The sequence below is a fragment of the Gilliamella sp. X-46 genome, from assembly GCF_057063525.1.
The window spans coordinates 305,219-324,190 of sequence record NZ_JBXSQH010000001.1 but is presented as its reverse complement, the minus strand read 5'-3'; the positions used below and the strand labels follow the sequence as shown (position 1 = coordinate 324,190).

At 38.3% G+C, this 18,972-nt stretch carries 17 protein-coding genes; 11 read left to right on the top strand and 6 right to left on the bottom strand.

Annotated features, from left to right (window positions below):
- Positions 1-261: 261 nt before the first annotated feature.
- Entirely contained in the window at positions 262-912 is a 651-nt protein-coding gene (locus ACYIAJ_RS01615; RefSeq protein WP_483559413.1) for a DUF421 domain-containing protein, read from the top strand.
- Positions 913-976: 64 nt separating this feature from the next.
- On the opposite strand, the gene ACYIAJ_RS01610 is transcribed toward ACYIAJ_RS01615, so the two are convergent.
- Positions 977-1,249: a DksA/TraR family C4-type zinc finger protein gene (locus ACYIAJ_RS01610; protein WP_091346840.1), complete on the bottom strand. Its 273-nt coding sequence runs from the start codon at positions 1,247-1,249 to the stop codon at positions 977-979.
- Between the two features lie 167 nt (positions 1,250-1,416).
- On the opposite strand from ACYIAJ_RS01610, the gene msrA reads away from it, so the two are divergent.
- Genes msrA through msrB form a run of 3 tightly spaced genes read left to right on the top strand, consistent with a single transcriptional unit; the run spans position 1,417 to position 2,980 of the window.
- Positions 1,417-1,950, top strand: coding sequence for a peptide-methionine (S)-S-oxide reductase MsrA (gene msrA, locus ACYIAJ_RS01605; protein WP_483559415.1), 534 nt, complete (start codon positions 1,417-1,419; stop codon positions 1,948-1,950).
- A gap of 15 nt (positions 1,951-1,965) precedes the next feature.
- Entirely contained in the window at positions 1,966-2,493 is a 528-nt protein-coding gene (locus tag ACYIAJ_RS01600; RefSeq protein ID WP_483564218.1) for a cytochrome b, read from the top strand.
- A gap of 55 nt (positions 2,494-2,548) precedes the next feature.
- The gene (gene msrB / locus ACYIAJ_RS01595; protein ID WP_483559466.1) at positions 2,549-2,980 is read left to right on the top strand and encodes a peptide-methionine (R)-S-oxide reductase MsrB; all 432 of its coding nucleotides are present in this window, start codon (positions 2,549-2,551) and stop codon (positions 2,978-2,980) included.
- 85 nt (positions 2,981-3,065) lie between these two features.
- Here msrB and lptG read toward each other — a convergent pair whose 3' ends face one another.
- On the bottom strand, positions 3,066-4,154 hold the full coding sequence (lptG, locus tag ACYIAJ_RS01590) for an LPS export ABC transporter permease LptG (protein WP_483564217.1): 1,089 nt from the start codon (positions 4,152-4,154) through the stop codon (positions 3,066-3,068).
- Positions 4,141-5,244: an LPS export ABC transporter permease LptF gene (lptF, locus tag ACYIAJ_RS01585; RefSeq protein ID WP_483559419.1), complete on the bottom strand. Its 1,104-nt coding sequence runs from the start codon at positions 5,242-5,244 to the stop codon at positions 4,141-4,143. The genes lptG and lptF overlap by 14 nt, the downstream gene beginning before the upstream one ends.
- Before the next feature lie 137 nt (positions 5,245-5,381).
- Between lptF and ACYIAJ_RS01580 the strand changes: the two genes are divergently transcribed.
- The 3 genes from ACYIAJ_RS01580 to ACYIAJ_RS01570 all read left to right on the top strand — a co-directional run bounded on the left by ACYIAJ_RS01580 (position 5,382) and on the right by ACYIAJ_RS01570 (position 9,275).
- Positions 5,382-6,863 (top strand): leucyl aminopeptidase, encoded by a 1,482-nt coding sequence (locus ACYIAJ_RS01580; protein WP_483564216.1) that lies wholly within the window; start codon positions 5,382-5,384, stop codon positions 6,861-6,863.
- Between the two features lie 15 nt (positions 6,864-6,878).
- Positions 6,879-7,334, top strand: a complete 456-nt coding sequence (locus tag ACYIAJ_RS01575; protein WP_483559422.1) for a DNA polymerase III subunit chi — start codon at positions 6,879-6,881, stop codon at positions 7,332-7,334.
- Positions 7,335-7,574: 240 nt separating this feature from the next.
- Positions 7,575-9,275, top strand: coding sequence for a hypothetical protein (locus tag ACYIAJ_RS01570; RefSeq protein ID WP_483559424.1), 1,701 nt, complete (start codon positions 7,575-7,577; stop codon positions 9,273-9,275).
- Between the two features lie 1,875 nt (positions 9,276-11,150).
- Here the strand turns inward: ACYIAJ_RS01570 and pdxT are convergent.
- Both pdxT and pdxS read right to left on the bottom strand, forming a co-directional pair.
- Entirely contained in the window at positions 11,151-11,741 is a 591-nt protein-coding gene (gene pdxT, locus ACYIAJ_RS01565) for a pyridoxal 5'-phosphate synthase glutaminase subunit PdxT (RefSeq protein ID WP_483559426.1), read from the bottom strand.
- Positions 11,741-12,628 (bottom strand): pyridoxal 5'-phosphate synthase lyase subunit PdxS, encoded by an 888-nt coding sequence (pdxS, locus tag ACYIAJ_RS01560; protein WP_174786574.1) that lies wholly within the window; start codon positions 12,626-12,628, stop codon positions 11,741-11,743. Before pdxS ends, pdxT begins: the two co-directional genes overlap by 1 nt.
- Positions 12,629-12,814: 186 nt before the next feature.
- On the opposite strand from pdxS, the gene ACYIAJ_RS01555 reads away from it, so the two are divergent.
- From ACYIAJ_RS01555 to ACYIAJ_RS01545, 3 genes are all read left to right on the top strand, one after another.
- Positions 12,815-14,203 carry an aminotransferase-like domain-containing protein gene (locus ACYIAJ_RS01555; protein ID WP_483564215.1) on the top strand — a complete coding sequence of 463 codons (1,389 nt, stop codon included), beginning with the start codon at positions 12,815-12,817 and terminating at the stop codon, positions 14,201-14,203.
- A 500-nt stretch (positions 14,204-14,703) separates the two neighbouring features.
- Entirely contained in the window at positions 14,704-14,967 is a 264-nt protein-coding gene (locus ACYIAJ_RS01550) for a SemiSWEET family transporter (RefSeq protein ID WP_483564214.1), read from the top strand.
- A gap of 406 nt (positions 14,968-15,373) precedes the next feature.
- Positions 15,374-15,694: a DUF1161 domain-containing protein gene (locus ACYIAJ_RS01545; RefSeq protein WP_483559432.1), complete on the top strand. Its 321-nt coding sequence runs from the start codon at positions 15,374-15,376 to the stop codon at positions 15,692-15,694.
- A gap of 58 nt (positions 15,695-15,752) precedes the next feature.
- On the opposite strand, the gene asnA is transcribed toward ACYIAJ_RS01545, so the two are convergent.
- Positions 15,753-16,745 (bottom strand): aspartate--ammonia ligase, encoded by a 993-nt coding sequence (asnA, locus tag ACYIAJ_RS01540; protein WP_483564213.1) that lies wholly within the window; start codon positions 16,743-16,745, stop codon positions 15,753-15,755.
- Positions 16,746-17,367: 622 nt separating this feature from the next.
- Here asnA and ACYIAJ_RS01535 point away from each other — a divergent pair.
- Positions 17,368-18,753 (top strand): hypothetical protein, encoded by a 1,386-nt coding sequence (locus ACYIAJ_RS01535; protein WP_483564212.1) that lies wholly within the window; start codon positions 17,368-17,370, stop codon positions 18,751-18,753.
- The last annotated feature ends 219 nt before the right edge of the window (positions 18,754-18,972 follow it).

Sequence of the window (18,972 nt, the reverse complement as noted above, 5' to 3'; positions counted from 1 at the left end):
CATTGCATAATAGAAATTAATTATCGCAATCAAAGTAATAATCTTATAACTTGTTTAAATTTTAGAGTAAAATACAATCAATAAGTTATATTAATAATCATACCCAATTTTAGTCATAAAACCGATACATATTGATTGTCAATTAAATAAAAGCTATACCAGTTTTATATAAATTGTTACCCGTTTCGATACAGAAGTTTCTATTGATTTTGCATTTTGGAATTATAGTTCAACATATAATGTTTAGCTTGGAGGAAGGACATGTATTTATTAGAAATGGCACCAAAATTTTTATTAGCTATATTTATTTTACTTATTTATGTCAAATTATCAGGAAAGAGTCAAATTGCACCAATGTCGCAGCTCGATCAGGTTGGTAGTATGGTCATTGGTGCGCTAGTTGGGGGCGCGTTGCTTAGCCCAACAGTGTCACCTTGGGAAGCGTCTGGATTAGTTGCAATTTGGGCGGGGTTGCTTGTTTTAATTCGATTTATCAAATCTAAAAATTCACGTTTACGTGACACAATTGATGGTAAACCAATTCAATTAGTTAAAAATGGCCATTTAATAACGGATAATTTTATTAAAGCAAACTTACCAGTAAGGGATTTTGAAACATTAGTTAACATTCAAGGCATTCCCTCATTTGGTGACTTAAAAGAAGTTTGGTATGAACTCAATGGTTCTTTAACCCTTATCAAAAAAGGTGATAAAGATATTGCTGTGCTCATTATTGAAAATGGTGCAATTAGTCAGGATAATCTTAAGCAGCTTAACAAAGATGAAGATTGGGTTAAACGCGAGATCACCAAACAAGGTTACGAAAAAATAGAAGATATTTTTTGCGCTGAATGGTTTGATAATAAGTTGATTATTTATCCTTATGATGCAGTTCGTGAAGGTAAAAAATAATCATTTTTAGGGTGGACTGAGGTCCACCCATTTTCAACTCAATTAATTTATATCCACTGACTAATTAACGCAGTTGGCTATCTTTACTGCCACGGCGATTATATAGGCTTGATGCTTTGGTTAATTGCTTATCGATTTCTTGTTGGCAAGACAGACAATATTGCACTCCGGGTAATGCTGCTTTTCTGGCTTCGGCAATAGGTTCTCCACACTCAATACAAAAATCTGCGCTAGTGGTACCGTGATTAAGTTGTCGTCTTGCGATTGCAATAGCATCAGCAATGGTGCCTTCAATTTGTTGATTAACCGCATCGTCAGATGCCCATCCACTTGCCATAAACAATTCCTTCTATAACTGAAATAGTTGATAAATAAAATGGTGTTTTTTTATACTTTTTCAAGTAATATGCTAGGTAATGGCCGATCATTTTAATGTGAATGATAAAGCTAGTGTTAAGCAACACATAGATTCATTGTTAAACATTATAAAATCAGGAGGTTATTATGCAACAATATGAACAAGCAACGTTTGCCGGTGGTTGTTTTTGGTGTATGGTTAAACCGTTTGATCAGTATGATGGGGTTATTAATGTGGTGTCGGGGTATACGGGAGGACATGTTGTCAACCCAACCTACCAGCAAGTTTGTGCTGGTCATACTGGCCATACTGAAGCGGTACAAATCACGTTCGATCCTAAAATTATCAGTTATAAAAAGCTTCTTGATATCTTTTGGCGCCAAATTGATCCGACTGACTCACAAGGTCAATTTGCTGATAGGGGGAATTCTTATCGTCCAGTTATTTTTTATCATAACGAATTTCAGCACCAATTGGCATTGGCATCGAAACAAGCTTTACAAGAAAGCGGATGTTTTGATAAACCAATTAAGGTAGCCATTGAACCTGCAACTGCTTTTTATTTAGCTGAAGATGACCATCAAAATTATTACATTAAACAGCCACAACATTATAATCGATATTACCAATTATCAGGGCGAGCCCATTTTTTGTCTGAGCATTGGACAAATAATAAATAATAGGATGACTTCATCATGCAAAACTATCCACAATATAGCAGTAAACAAAAATGGATTCATTGGTTAACATTGGTATTAATTGTAGTTGCTTTTTTGCTGGTTACGTTTAAAGTGACATTGTCACATTATTTAGGAGGGATGGCCAATATTTATTTATTGCATAAATCCTTTGGTGTGCTGATTTTGGGCATCACATTTTGGCGTTTGGTAGTGATTAAGCGGCAAGGGGTGCCTAATGTGTTGCCAAAAGATCATAAACTACAGCGAATTTTGTCAAAATCAATACAAGGAGTTATCTATCTTTTATTAATGATTGTTCCGCTTTCAGGTTATTTAATGAGTAGTCGATCGCTTGATGTCTTTGGGATTATCTCTATTCCTGCTATTGATATGCCCAATAAGGCTTATCAGATATTTCACCAAACCCACAAAATGAGCGCGTATTTTCTTTCTGTTTTACTTATTGTACATATAGTTGCAGCTTTGTTTCATTATTTTTGGATTAAGGATAAAGTATTACAGTCAATGTTAAGCCGTAATTAATCTAAATAAATTAAAAAATAACATAAAATAATGAAGGTGGTTTATGGAAAATACAATGAAGCAAAAAGCACTCTCAAAATTAACACCCATGCAATACCATATTACACAACGAAACGGCACTGAACCGCCATTTGACAACGAATTTAACGCCAATTATCGGGAAGGGATTTATGTTGATATCGTATCGGGCGAACCGCTATTCAGCTCGTTAGATAAATTTGACTCGGGGTGTGGTTGGCCGAGTTTTTCTAAACCGATAGAGAAGGGCAACATTGTTGAAAAAAAAGACACCAGCTTTGGTATGCGCCGAACTGAAGTTCGATCGGTTAGTGCTGATTCTCATCTTGGTCATGTTTTTAATGATGGACCAAAAGATTTAGGTGGACTGCGCTATTGCATCAACTCGGCTTCGTTACGCTTCATTCCAAAAGATGAGCTTGAAGAAGAAGGTTATGGGCAATATTTAAAGCTGTTTGATAAATCATAAATAAAAGGCGACAAAACAATCGCATAAAACAAAAAATCCTATCATCTCAGCAAAAGATGATAGGATTAATAAAAACATAGTTAGATTAATTCTTTCGTTTAAATAAAATATAACTAATTAATAAAAACACAAAACTAGTGATAAGTGATCCAATAACAGGATAAATGCCCATCACAATACTGACTTGGGCAAACAAATTATCGGCAATATAAAACAAGAAACCAAAGCTAATGCCAATCAGCACACGAATCCCCATCGATACGCTACGTAACGGACCAAAAATAAACGATAAAGCTAACAACATCATCACCGCCACCGAAACCGGCTTGATAATCTTTTTCCAAAATAGTAAATCGTAATACTTGGTATCTTGCCCTGAGCTTTTAAGGTATTGCGAATATTGATAAAGCCCCGAAGCCGATAATGATTCTGGATCAAACGCGACAATACTGAGTTTATCGGGAGTAATATTCGTTTTCCAAGGTGTGGATACCATATTAAAGCCCACTACTTTATTCGGCTCTGTTAGCTCATTTTTTTCGACTTGTGACAAATTCCACGCGTCATGTTCATATACACCATAAGCAGCGTGGGTAATGGATTGCAACTTATTTTGATCAACCGAATAAATATACACATTTGAAATTGAATTATCGTTATTTACATGCCCAATATACACATAATCATTACCATCCTTAGCCCAAAGACTGCCTTGTTCAGCCATCAACGAATTTCCATACAGTTTTTCAGAACGCATATTACGTGCAGTTTGTTCGCTAACTGGCGCAACCCATTCACCAATCGCCATGGTAATTAACACCAATGGTAAGGCAGTTTTCATCACTGCAAACGCAATTTTAAAACGGCTAAAGCCCGAAGTTTCCATTACAATTAGTTCACTGCGTGACGCCAGCAAGCCCAAACCAATTAAAGCACCTAACAGTGCTGCCATAGGAAAGAACACTTCTAAATCTTTTGGCACCATTAACAGGGTATAAATCCCCACAGAAAACGCATCATAATCAACTTTAATTTTTCTCAGCTGATCAATAAAACGGATAATACCCGACAAACTAATAAGTAAAAAAAGGCTAACACCGATGGTGCTTAAAATAGTTTTACCGATATAACGATCTAAAATCGAAAACACGCTTTTCTCCTTAAGATGCCGCATATTTTAAGCGAAGTTTACGCATAAATAGGTTATCCCAACAATTCAAAATAAGCGCTAACACAAAATATCCTAAATTCAAAATATAAAACCATAATTCGGGATCTAAACGGCTTTTACCTGCATTAGCCTTAATAGAGCTGGCCGACAAAAAGTAAACCAAATACAGCAGTAAAGCTGGTAAAACTTGTGCAAGTCGCCCTTGGCGAGGGTTAGACACGCTCAGTGGAATCACTAAAAATGCCATTAATGGCACTGAAATAATCAAAGTTATTCGCCAATAAAATTCAGCCGTAGCTTTTGGTGTATTGGTGCTTGCCAGTTCAAATAATCCCAATTGTTGAACATCAGTTTTATCTGTATCCTCATTGGTTGACAACACTTTGGGTTTAATAATGCCTAAATAATTATGAAAGTTTGAAATTCGAAAATCCTTCAATTGCGCTGTGCCTTCATAACGATTGGCATTTTCAAGAGCGATGATTTGATTACCTTCATCATCATGTCCGGTCTTTCCCTTATTAGCAATAATAACGGAAGGGCGTTGATTGGTTTTTGGATTGATTTGAGCAATAAACACATTTTCTAAATTATTATTATCCACATTACCAATATAAATCACCGAATTACCATCAGGCGTTTGTTGAAATTGCCCAGCTAACAAACCCGCTAAACTAGGGTTTATTTTAGCATTGGCAAGTAGTTGATCTTGCTTAACGTTAGACCAAGGACCAAACCAAAGTGAATTGAGTGCTGTTAATATGCAGGTTAAAATACAAAGAAAAAGCACCACTTGATAAGTCAAATTCTTCTTAACTCCACAAGCATGCATAGCTACCATTTCGCTGTCAGAATAAAGCCGTCCAAAAGTTACCAAAACGCCAAGAAACAGGCTTAAAGGTAAAATAAGATCGGCCATATTTGACACACCTAACACCAACAATGGCATAATTAATTCATGCGGGATCGAACCATCAATCGCACTCGATAAAATTCTAATTAATTTTTGAGAAAAGAAAATCAACAATAAAATAAATAAAATTGCCCCTTGGGTTTTCAATGTCTCTTTAACTAAATATCGACGAATTATCACAATTTACCTATATATGTTGGTACAAAATCGGGTTATTATAATCTGATTTGCTTAGTTTTAGTTATCTTTTTGTTGCTATCCAATACTGAACCGATAAAATATTGACAATCCCCATCAATTCATAAACGAGAAGCACCATGGAATTTCAAATAAAAAACAGCACTATTATAACCAAACAAAAAGCAGAGTGTTTAGTTATTTCAATTGATTCAGGAAAAAGTCAGTCAGATTTTGTTAAAGAAATCGACAAATCAACTAACGGTCTAGTAAGCCAGCTTATCAAATCAGGCGATATCAGCCACGAATTGGGCAAAACTACATTATTATATGCAACTAGCAGCAATCTAAAACAAAAACTCTTATTTGTTGGGTGCGGCAACGCTAAAGCATTTGACTTAATGCAAGCCCAAAAAGTCATTCAGGCTGTCATTAAAGAACTGCTTGCCAAAAAAATCAAAAGCATCGCGTGGGACTTATTGAATGTTAATCACACAAATAGCCTACAAATTGCCAAACAGCTACCGCAAATTGTTAGCGACATAACCTATCAGTTTGACGAATTCAAAACAACTAAAACTCCGGCACCAAGCCTAACAAAAGTGACATTATTGGTTAGTGAAAAAAGTATGTTAACAAAATTAACTAACAACTTGTTACAGGGTGAAATTATTGCTAATGCTATTACCGCAACTAAAACTATTGCCAACATGCCATCGAACATTTGCAATGCAAAATATTTAGCCGAACAAGGCAAACAACTTAGCAAAGTACATCCATCACTCAAAGTCACCTGCCTTGGCGAAAAAGAACTGGCAAAATTAAATATGAATGCCTACTTAGCTGTTGGGCGCGGATCGCAAAATGAATCGATCATGACTATTATTGAATACCAAGGCGCTAAAGACAAAAAAGCCCAGCCTTATGTGTTAGTTGGCAAAGGACTAACGTTTGATTCGGGTGGTATATCTATCAAACCTGCCGCAGGCATGGACGAAATGAAATACGACATGTGTGGCGCTGCAACGGTTTATGGTGTTATGCAAGCTGTTGCTGAACTTAAATTACCGATCAATGTTGTGGGCGTTATGGCCGGCTGTGAAAATATGCCTGATGGCAACAGTTACCGCCCAGGTGATATACTCACCACTATGTCAGGCACCACGGTTGAAGTGATTAACACCGATGCCGAAGGACGCTTGGTATTATGCGATGCTTTAACATATGTTGAACGTTACAATCCAAAAACCGTCATCGACATTGCCACCTTAACAGGCGCTTGTATTGTTGCTCTTGGTCATCACTATACAGGTGTTATGGGCAACAACGACAAATTAGTTGCACAATTGGTTAGCGCATCGCAAAAAGCTGGCGACAAAGCTTGGGCTTTGCCAATCGACAATGAATTTCAAGAACAGATCAAATCCACATGCGCTGACATTGTTAATGCTGGTGGGCGTGATGGCGGCACGATTACTGCTGCCTGTTTTCTATCTCGATTTACTGAAAAGTACCAATGGGCACATTTAGATATTGCCGGCACTGCATGGAAGTCTGGCTCCCAAAAAGGTGCAACGGGACGTCCTGTTGCTATGTTGATTCAATATCTACTTGACCAATAAATCGAGCCAGTATTTATGAAAAAAGTGATCTTCTATCTACTCGAAAACCAAACCGAAGCCAACGAATCAGGCGTGCTTTATTACGAAAAACTAGCATGCCAAAAAATTGTCGAAGCATGGCAAGCTCACTTACGTGTGCAAGTTGCATGTCAAGATCAGGCTCAAGCCGAGCGAATAGACGAATACCTATGGCAACTGAGCACCGACAGCTTTGTACCACATAATTTAGCCGGTGAAGGTATGAAAGGGGGATCACCAGTCGAAATCAGTTGGCCACAAAAACGCAGCAGCGGCCGCCGACCGCTGCTTATTAATTTACAAGAGCAGTTTCCTGAATTTGCCAATGTTTACCATGATATTATTGACTTTGTTCCAGTTGGAGAAGACTTAAAGTCTCTAGCACGGGTAAGGTATAAATGTTATAAAGAGGCAGGATTTAATCTGAAAACTATATCGGTTACATGTGACTAAGGTGAAGGCGTTTTTAACTAAAAACATTCCCCTCCAAAAACACACCAACAAAATCTCAACCGTCCATCATTAACAAAACTTTAAAATTTTTAACAAAAAAACTAGCGCATTATTAATCAAGCGGTTATAATTTAAGCGCTTTAAAAGCAAGGGAAAGCTCGTTAGTCGAGCGATTAATCATAAAAAATGTAAATAAAACAAAAAATTACTTGACAGGATAATCGAAATGCATTACCATGTATGGCACATGGCACATGGCACATGGCCTGCCAAACCTATGCCTTAAATCTTTTTCAATTTCACCGTAGTCTAAACCAGACACAGTTCTTATTTTCATCACCGAGGTTATTGAACTCATCGCGTTTGACGAGGTCGCCGAATTTATCGCGGTCTTCGGGCTTGGCATTATTGCCAAGGTTATCGTTGTGGTGTTCGTCGGGGTTAAGTTTTTTACTTAGCTTACTTAATTTTTCTATCTTACTTAAGTTATCTAGTTTATTTAGGTTATCTAAATTACCAAACTTACTTAGATTATTTAGATTACCGAGATTGTCGTTGTTCTTCGTGCTGTTGTTATATACACAGAGTTCTGTGGCATTAACGGCGTATACATCAAGAATAATTGAAGGTACTCTTCCGTATTTAACGTTCGACGGTGGTCGGACAAAGGCAATATCAACAGATAGTTTATTGTCTATTAAGTTGCAGGATGGTACAAGGTTCACACCGTCAACTAATCCATCAAGTGCTACAAATCCAATAAGATTACCTTATGCAGGGAGTACTTTGGGTGATATAGATATGATAATTCCATCATCAGCTAGTTCAGTGAGTTTAAGTGATTTGGTCACTAGATATAATTATTGGAGGGATGATGATGGGGATGGTAGTGTAACGGCTACCGGGAGTGTATCGGTGAGATTTACTGATAAGAATGGTAATACAGTAAGTCGTAGTGATACATTAAGTATATGTAGTGCTCCTTATAGGGTAATTTTAGATAGTGTAGGGGGATATTTACAAACACAGTACGGAGTTCCTAATATAACCAATTTTAGTAGTAGTACGGTGACGTATTATATCAATCCGTATGGCAGTGGTACTTGCGTTCCTTACTTTGTGCAGTACGCAAGGCCGAATCTTGAACGTGGCACAGGCAATTACGCTGGTCCATCTAACATATGGAATCCTGATAAGGGTTTTTTAACTCAGTCTACATATCCATACAATTACAGCCGAAATTTTCCTACAACGGGTGCTGATGGGTTGTATTTTGATTTGGACATTGGTGGACTCGATGCAAGTCAGTTGACGTGGTCTCCGGTTACGCGTGGTGCAATAACGGCTACAGTGACAAGTGTAACAGCTAATGAATCATGGATTCCTAGTGCTGATAGGGGAAAAGTTGTCGCACGTGTTAAGTTAAGTGGTCCTAGGGCTAGTAGCACTCAAATACAGGCAGGTTATCCTGGTCGAATTACAAAGCCATCTTTGCCGCAGACATTTGAATTGGTCGGTAGGGATAGTCGAGGTAATGAGGTAAGGTATGGATTTGTGTTAAAGCAGTGGTTCGTCCATCGGGGTAATAAGCGGGATACTTGGAATAACCAGCAATCTTGGTGTAGTGTTTTAGGTTATCATACTGCTAGAGTTAGGGATTTAACTAACGCGAAATGTGGTGTTGATAATACTGATTTCCCATGTGTTGGCATAAGCAGTGCCTCACCTAAATCATCTGTTAATGATTACATGCGTCACATAGGTGCAGGATTTTTCGCTGAATGGGGCTACATGCAAGGTTACGCTGGTGCGGACTTTGTCTCGGTCTATTGGACAAGCGACTCTACAGGTAGCAATGGCTTTGATGTTCGCTCGGGAGACGGAGCAGTCTTCAACTACAGAAACACCCTTGCCCGTAATGGTCTTTGCCTCGCACCTTAGCTTTTATTTCTTAGTTCTTAATCCTTGGGTCGCGGGGGTGGTTATGGTGCAGATAGAGGATAATTTATCAAAGAATAAAGCCCCGCGTAAGTGGGGCATTCTCTTAGGGTTGCGCGATTGCGGCGAAGCCACAATCTCGCCGCCCCCCCCGCCAATGCTGAAAGCGTCGATGGCAATTCTAGTGATTACGCTGTGGCGGTTTAAGTTTGTGGTCTATTTATAGTACGGCAAGGTTTCGGACGTTTTGACCTTGGGTGAACAAAATAGCTACAGTGACCACGTCCGAGCAAAGGGAATTAAAGCGAATTCCCTTTGCAATCCCACGCTTTGGCTACAGAATGTGGCTTGCGGCACTACTCGTATCATCCTGATACTCGCCTCTACGAGGCCATCTTCGCTATGCTCAGATGTTCAAATTTGTTCCAGACAAATTTGTCGTTTCAGACGGAGAATAGCCTCGCCAAAAATCCCTGTTTGGCGTGCTAACCTCGCTCTGTTGTTGGCACATTCTGACGCCGGAACAAGACAAATAACATAATCTTAGGTGTTTTTTGTGAGTTGTTTTTGTGTAAAAAAGCAATGCAATTACATCCAAAAAGTGGTCAGGAAAGGTATTGATTTTATTGAAGTTTTTATTTTTGTATTTTCAAGGAAAATCAACCGCTTACACAACCTAAGCAAAGCGCCGACATGCAACAAATCAACAAAACCACAAATAGCGCTCTAATAACAGCAATTTAACCACTCCAAACCCTTTTTTAATGATAATTTAAAATTAAATAAAATCAATAAATTATAAAACACCTCAAAAAAAGGGTTTTCAAAAATGAAATTGTTGTTTATCTTTATATAGCAAGATTTATCAAATCTTAAGTTCTACTTTAACGCCGTATAGGTGGTTTAGAAATGAGGTGTTTGCTCGAATGTTGGTAAGTGACACTTTAACGCCGTATAGGTGGTTTAGAAAATGCTCATATTGATCGAGCCTAGCGTAACTGTCTTTAACGCCGTGTAGGCGGTTAATTCAAATAAAATCAATTATATAATTATAAAAACATAATATCTTCCAAAAAAGATGGTTATGTTGTTTGTCCTATTCCGGCGCACAGAATGTGCCGACAACAGAGCGAGGTTAGCACGCCAAACAGGGATGTTTGGCGAGTTTGTGGTGCGTCTGGAACGCGTCCACAAACGGTGCGTTAAGACCGAGCGGCCGCAGGCCACATTCTGCAGCCAAAGCGTGGGTTGTTAGGGAATTCGCTTTAATTCCCTGACTCGGACGTGGTCACTGTAGCTATTTTGTACATCAAAGGTCAAAACGTCCGAAACCACCGCACCCAATCCATCCTATTCACCAAAACAAAAAAGTCCTGATTTTTCGCTCAAAAGTTGGTTAGGAAAGGTATTGATTTTATTGATGTTTTTCTGGCTGTTTTTTAACAAAAACCGCCTAATAAAAACACAACAACCCATCCCAAAAAAAAGATGGTTATGTTGTTTGTCCTATTCCGGCGTCAGAATGTGCCGACAACAGAGCGAGGTTAGCACGCCAAACAGGGATGTTTGGCGAGGCTATGCTTCGCCGGGAGCGAATCATAGCCGGTGCGTTAAGACCGAGCGACGGCGTCGGGCAGCCGCAGGCCACATTCTGCAGCCAAGCGCGGGATTGCTAAGGGAATTCGCTTTAATTCCCTTAGCTCGGACGTGGTCACAATAGCTATTTTGTTCACTATAGGTCAAAACGTCCGAAACCTCTGCACCTAATCCATTCTATTCACCAAAACAAAAAGGCTTGATTTTCCGCTCAAAAATCTGTCAGTAAAGGTATTGATTTTATTAAAGTTTTTATTTTGCTGTTTTTACAGTATCACCCCTTTAACACCTATCAACTAAATAACGCATAATTCGATTATCCTTGCTTAATTCAGGATGAAAAGCACATACCAAAATATTACCTTGTTGTGCCATAATGCAACGCTTTCCAACGAATGCGAGTTGTTCAACAGTTTGTCCTGCTTTGGCAATATAAGGTGCGCGAATAAATATTGCTGGTATTTGCCTGCCAATCGTTGGTACCTCTAAGGTTGTTTCAAAACTGTTAATTTGCCGTCCAAAGCCGTTGCGTTCAACACAAATATCCATTAAGCCCAACAATTCGACCTCGTTATGAGTTGTGCTATGACCGCAAAGCACCAGTCCCGCGCAGGTGCCTAATATGCCTTTGCCTTGTTTGGCAAATTGTTTTATCGGTTCGACAAGTCCATTTTGTTTAATTAAACGGCTAATGGTAGTCGATTCGCCACCAGGAATGATTAATCCGTCTAGCTTGGTTAATTGTTCTGGATGTTTAACTAAAGTTGTTTGTACATTGTTGATGCTATTAAGCATTGTTATATGCTCACTGACTGCACCTTGCAAATTGAGCACTCCAATGTGTTTAATGTCGTTATGAGCTAAAGTTGTCATTACCAACCTCGATCTTGCATTCTTTCTGATTGAGCAAGTGTACTGATTTCAATTCCTTTCATTGCGTTACCCAAGCCTTTTGAAAGCTCGGCTAAACGTGGATAGTCGTCAAAATAAGTGGTTGCTTGGACAATGGCTTTAGCAAACTTTTCAGGATTTTGGGATTTGAATATGCCAGATCCAACAAAAACACCGTCAGCACCCAATTGCATCATAAGTGCCGCATCGGCAGGGGTTGCTATGCCGCCAGCGGCAAAGTTAACAACAGGTAGTTTTTTTAACTGTTTGATTTGCAATACTAGCTCATAAGGTGCACCTATCTCTTTGGCAAAAGTCATTAATTCATCTTTCGATTTGTTAGCAACTTGGCGAATTTGTTCGTTGACTTTACGCATATGGCGCACAGCTTCAACAATGTTGCCGGTGCCGGGTTCACCTTTGGTGCGTAGCATAGATGCACCTTCGCCAATTCGGCGTAGCGCTTCGCCCAGATCACGACAACCACAAACAAATGGTACGGTGAATTCTTCTTTGAGTAAGTGATACTGTTCATCGGCAGGGGTGAGCACTTCGCTTTCGTCAATATAGTCAACGCCCATTGATTCTAAAATACGAGCTTCAACAATGTGACCAATGCGTGCTTTAGCCATCACAGGTATAGTGACCGCTTTCATGACTTGTTCAATAATAGTTGGATCAGCCATTCGAGCAACTCCACCCGCGGCGCGGATATCTGAGGGCACTCGCTCTAAAGCCATTACGGCAACTGCGCCAGCTTGTTCCGCTATTTGGGCTTGTTCTGCGTTAACCACGTCCATAATAACGCCACCTTTTTGCATTTGTGCCATGCCACGTTTAACGGTTTGTGTGCCTGTAATTGGGTTCATTTTTTTGCTCCTGATTCAATCAATAATGACGATATTGTCTAACTGTATTTAATGCTTTGTATTATTCAAAAATAAAACACCACAAAAAACAGCCAATTGGACTATAATAGTACCATCCAATTTTGCAGTGTTTGCGGTAATAAACCAGCCCAAGCAAGCCATGAAACCTGTTAAAGCGAAATAATCATGTGGGATCAGCAAAAACTAGCACCCTTGTCAGGTGCACTTTTTAAGAAAGTGACACAACTTATTGAAGATTATATTGAGCAAGGTATGTTGGTAGCCGGCGAAAGGTTGCCTTCAGAACGCGAATTGGCAAAAAAATTGTCTGTTAATCGTTCAACGGTTGTTCATGCCTTAGATTTGTTAACGGAACGTGGTGTGTTGATCCGTCGGCAAGGAAGCGGTACTTATGTCAATAATCAAAAATGGGGAATGCAAACCTATTCATCTATTCATTGGCGTTTACCTGCGCATTTTTATCAAAACAAGCAATCGTTTTATCAACAAAAATCGGCACAAATGCGTACGCAATTATCCATTTGTGATCTGGCTAATGGTGATTTACCAACGCATTTGATCCCCAAACTTCAGTTACCCAATGTCTCATTAGATGAATTGATTATGCACGAAAAAAATAGCGATACATTACAATTGGGGTTGCCATCACTAAAGATGCAAATTGCTATTTATATGCAAAAGCAGTTTGCGATGCAAGTTGATCCTGAAGAGATTTTAATTACATCGGGCACACAGCAATCGTTGTTTTTAATTACACAGGGGTTGCTTAAACCCGGGGATTCGGTGGGTATTGAGTCGCCATCTTATTTTTATTCTTTGCCACTGTTTCAAGCAGCAGGATTACGTTTGTATGGTATTGAGTGTGATAATGATGGTATCACGCTTGAAAGTCTTGCTAGCTGTGTACAACAACATCACATAAAATGGTTGTTTTTAAATCCTGTCTTCCAAAATCCGATGGGGTTTGTTATGAGTAATGAACGCAAGAAAGAAATATTGGCATTTTGTCGATCTCAATGTATTGGGATTGTTGAAGATGATGCTTATAGTCGTTTAGCGTTTAAACGTGATTTGGCCGTATCACCAATTAAAAAATTTGAGCAGCATAACCAAGTGATTTATCTGGGTTCGCTATCAAAATATATAGGGAGAAATATTCGCGTCGGGTGGATGGTTGCCCCACGTGATATTATCGAAAATCTAGCAAAAATTCGACAACATATCGACTCAGGGTTAAGCATTTTGCCACAATTATTGGCGCAAGAGTATTTGCAACATCACTGCGTAAGCCATCAACAGCATCTATGCCAAGCGTTGCAAGTCAAAGCTGAACAGTTAATGCAGTGGTTAGATAGTTATTTTGGCAGTGATATTACTTATCAAGCTCCACTGGGTGGCTTTCACTTGTATGCTTATTTACCAGTGAACACGGTTGCGCAAGAATCTGCTTTGCTTAATAAGCTGTTATTAGATGGTGTGATTGTGTCGCAAGGTGCCAGTTTTGGCGATGGTCTTGGTGCAATTAGGTTAAGTTATGGACATTTTGAATTATAACTAAAATAAAATTATTGTTATGATTGTTTAATATTTGATCTTAAATAAAATTATAAATTAATCATAATATTAAAAAGTTATCAACAGGATTATTCAACAGTTATTAAGTCATACAGTGAATAAATATTTTTGGTTCTTTTAGTATATTGGCTCTGTAGCTAAAATTATCAATTGACTATTATTGTACAAAGCAAACTGTACTAAAATAATCAAAAAAATGTTAAAAAATATTAAATCGTTTAACCAATTATTGAAATTAGTTATGCCTTGTTATTTGTTACCACGTGCCGAAATTAATTATTGATTGTTTTTTTATTTTATTGATTAATAGTGGATTTTTTTATAAATCTTAGCCCGTAATGCAAGGTGAGTGAATTGCTTGTCTTATTTTAATACAATTTACAGGATTAAGCTTTAGAGGGTGGATTGCTGATAGTATTCTAACTAGCTATAATTGAGCACATAAGATGATAAATCATAAATGCTATTAGGAGGCTATTTTGCATCTTTCACCGAAGGCTTTTCGTATTTTGGGTATTATCGCCACGATAGCATCATTAGGAATGTATGTTTCTTATATTCCGCAAATCATCGATAATTTGCATGGATTAAAATCCAATCCAACTCAACCACTAGCCGCAGCCGTTAACTGTGCGCTTTGGGTTAGTTATGGGTTATTGAGAGAAAAGAAAGACTGGCCACTTGCTATTGCCAATTGCCCAGGTGTCTTTTTTGGGTTAATCGCCTTTTTTACTGCCTTATAATTTGTGCAAAGTGATTGATTGGGTGCCAATCAAATTTGTTTGGTGATTGGTTTTTTGCTTACCAATAATCATAAGATAATTTTTGTAAAACTAAAAAAAAGAGTGGCTATTTTTATTAAAATAAGATCGAAAATAAAGTCGTTTAATATTTAACCTTTTAAAAAATAAATTATTAATCAATGCGTTACTGAGTTATTAACAGGTTTATTAAGCACTTATCAAATTGTACAGTGAATAAATTGAAGCCATCGGTTTGTTTTAATATTACCCAACAAAATAATAATCTTGTTGGATGTGTAATATACTTGCAGGCTGTTTTTAATCGCCCATTAAAAGTTGATAGACAGTGTAATCAATAGTTTTATAATGCATTCAATAATCAAATCATATATAAAAGGGGAAAAAAATGAAAAAATTAATCGGTGTGTTTTTACTTAGTTTACCTATGTTAGCTGCGGCATCCAATTGTGATGAAATTAGCGCCAATATTGCCGAAAAAATTAAAAATAACGGTGTTGATCCATCGCATTTTCAGCTTAAACTTGAACCTGCTGACAAATCAGAGGAACAAATTGAAGGTAAAATTGTAGGATCGTGTGATCGTGGTCAACAACATATTGTTTATGTTCGTTTAGATGGTGTTGCCACTGAAAAGCAGTCATCAAAATCTACTCCACAAAATACAGAATCAGCGCCAGTACAAAGTGATGAGCCAGTGACAAATTAATTTAAATTTTTTAAGCAAAAAAATAGGGCGCTAGGCCCTATTTTTTGTTGGTGATTGGTTATAATAAATTACTGTAATTTGCTTTGACGTCATCGTCCCATACACTTGCTTGTACTTGGCCTATGTGCTTTTGTTGCAGAAGTAACATTGTTAAACGCGATTGGCCAATGCCACCACCAATTGTTTGCAACAAATCGCCATTGATTAACGCTTTATGCCAATCAAGTTGTAAGCGATCTTCATCATTAGTCAGTTTTAATTGATGTTTTAGCGTTTCAGCATCGACACGAATTCCCATTGATGAAATTTCAAATGCACTATTTAAAATCGGATTCCAGACTAAAATATCACCATTTAAGCCTTTAGATCCTAAATCATTTACGCTACTCCAGTCATCATAGTCGGGGGCACGGACGTCATGTTTTTCATTATTCGATAATTTACCGCCAATACCAATTAAAAACACGGCACCAAGTTCTTTGGTTATTGCATTTTCGCGCTCTTTAGGGGATAAACTTGGGTAACGTTTTAATAATTGTTCACTATCGATAAAAGTGATAGATTCAGGTAAAAATCGCGAAATATGATATTGTTGTGATACTGCCTTTTCAGTTGCCTTAATGGCGGCATAAATATTGTCAACAGTCTGTTTTAGATAAGTTAAATTGCGATCTTCAGGGCGAATTACCTTTTCCCAATCCCATTGATCAACATAAACCGAATGAATTGGTGAAAGCTTATCTTCATCTGGGCGTAATGCCTTCATATTGGCATAAATTCCTTCGCCAGCTTCAAAATGGTGATCGCTTAAAATTTTACGCTTCCATTTAGCCAGTGAATGCACCACTTCATATTGCGTATTAGGGATTGCCTTCACTTTAACTTGCACGGCATGTTCTGTACCAGATAAATTATCTTGAATACCATCGCCAACTTTACTTAGTAACGGAGCTTGCACTTCGATTAGTGACAAACGTTCGGTAAGTTGGCTGGCAAAAAACTGCTTAACAAAGCTGATTCGTTGCTGCTGCTCTTTAAATGATATCGTCATGTTTACGCTCTAGTTATTTATTTAATTTTCCGTGTATAAGTAAAGTAAACTAGATGAGTGAATTTTGCAAGATGAAGATAAAAAAGCAATACAGAGTAAAGAAAGTACCCATTGTTGTTGTGATTTTGTCACTGTATATTATGGATATGACGTATCTTATGGAATTATTTTTACAAAAAACAAATCATCACTCAAAAATCAGTCAGAAAACATATTGGTTTTATTTGGTTTTTTATTTTAAACCGCCGCTCAAAAGCTATCCACCAAATCCAAATAAAAAAACTGCTATTAACAAAACTTTACAAATATTTAACAAAAAACCTAGCGCGTTATTAATCAATCGACTATAATTTAAGCGCTTTTAAAGCAAGGGAGTGCTCATTAGTTGAGCGGTCAATTATAAAAAATTCAAATAAAACAAAAATTTACTTGACAGGATAATCGAAATGCGCTATCATAATCGGCATCTGGCATCTGGCATCTGGCCTGCCAAACCTACGCCCTAAATCTTTTTCAATATCATCGTAGTCAAAATCAGACACAGTTCTTATTTTTATCACCGAAGTCATTTCGCGTAGCGAAATCGGCAGCTTTATCGGCAGGGTTATCACCGATTCCCAAATTGTTATCTAAATTCTCGTTATTATCAAAATCTGCGTTGTTCTTTGCTTTGCTGCTATTGTTGTATTCGCAGGGTATACAGGCGTTGACGGCACATACATCAAGGGTCATAGAGGGTAGTGCGCCATATTTAACGTTCGACGGTGGTCGGACAAAGGCAATATCAACAGATAGTTTATTGTCTATTGAGTTTCACAATGGTCGGGTAATCACGCCGTCTACTAATACATCAAGTGTATCAAATCCAATAGAATTGCCTTATTCAGGGAATACTTTGGATGATATAGATATGATAGTCCCGTCATCGGTTAGTTCAGTGAGTATAAGTGATTTAATCACTAGGTATAATTATTGGCGTGATGATGATGGGGATGGACAGGGTGCTAATGGTGTTACCGCATCGGGGAGTATATCGGTATCGTTTAGGGATAAGGATGGCAATACTGTTAATCGTAACGGTGCATTGGATATATGTAATGCTCCTTATAGGGTAACTTTAAGTAGTACAAGGGGATATTTACAGACACAGTACGGAGTTCCTAATAGGACTAGTTTTAGTGGAGCTACGGTGGATTATTATATTAATCCGTATAACAGTGCTGCTCGTGTTTGTTACGCAAGGCCGAATCTTAACCCCAACCAAGGCTTGAATAGCGGGTGGAGTCGTACAAAGGGTTTTTTAGTTGATCCAAATGGATATAATTTTCCTTCTACAGGTGCTGATGGGTTGTATTTTGATTTGGACATAGGTGGAGTCGATGCAAGTCAGTTGACGTGGTCGCCTGTTACCCAGGGTGGAATAACGGCTACAGTGAGTTGGACAAGGCCTCTTTCGGGGACATTCACCGATTCAGGAAAGACTATACAAGCCGATAGATGGATTTCTGATAAATCTCAGCATGTAACGCGGGTAACGTTAAATGGTCCTAAGTTAAGTGATGCTGAAAGAAGGCTAAGAAATCCTAGTCCGCTTACTCCGTTGCCATCTTTGCCGCAGATCTTTGAGTTAAAGGGGAGGGATAGAAGTGGTAATGTGGTGGTCGAGTATAGATTTAAGTTGAGTAGGTGGTTCTATATTAATAGCGATTATGACTATATAGTTGGTTGTCACAACACTGCGTATTTTGCATATGTTCGCGATCTGCTTGACGTAAGATACCGACTTCCTAATGTTTTTTTGATTAATTCTCGAGTGCGAGGAACTCAATTGTTGAGGGAGTGGGGCATCCTGAAAGATTACGCCGGTGCAGGCTTCGGTAGAGACGAGATCTTCTATGCGGCCGCCCTAGCATCGGACGGCGGCGGCGTTGATCGTATTCTGTCCGACGGCAGCGGCCCTGATTTAAATGGTCGTCTTTATGGCCGAGCTTTTTGCATCATACGTTAGTCCTTAATCTTTAGGCCTTAGGCCGTGGGGAGCAAATAAAGGACACTTTGACAAAGAAACAAGCCCCTACGCAGTTAAGCCCCAGCCAGTCAGGCAGGGGCTGTTTACTGTGCTGTTGCAGTTAACCTCCACAACAGCGTTATTTCGCCAAACAATCACCCTATTTTTGTGCAAAAATTGGTCGGAAAAGTAATTGATTTTATTTAAGTTTTTTGGCTG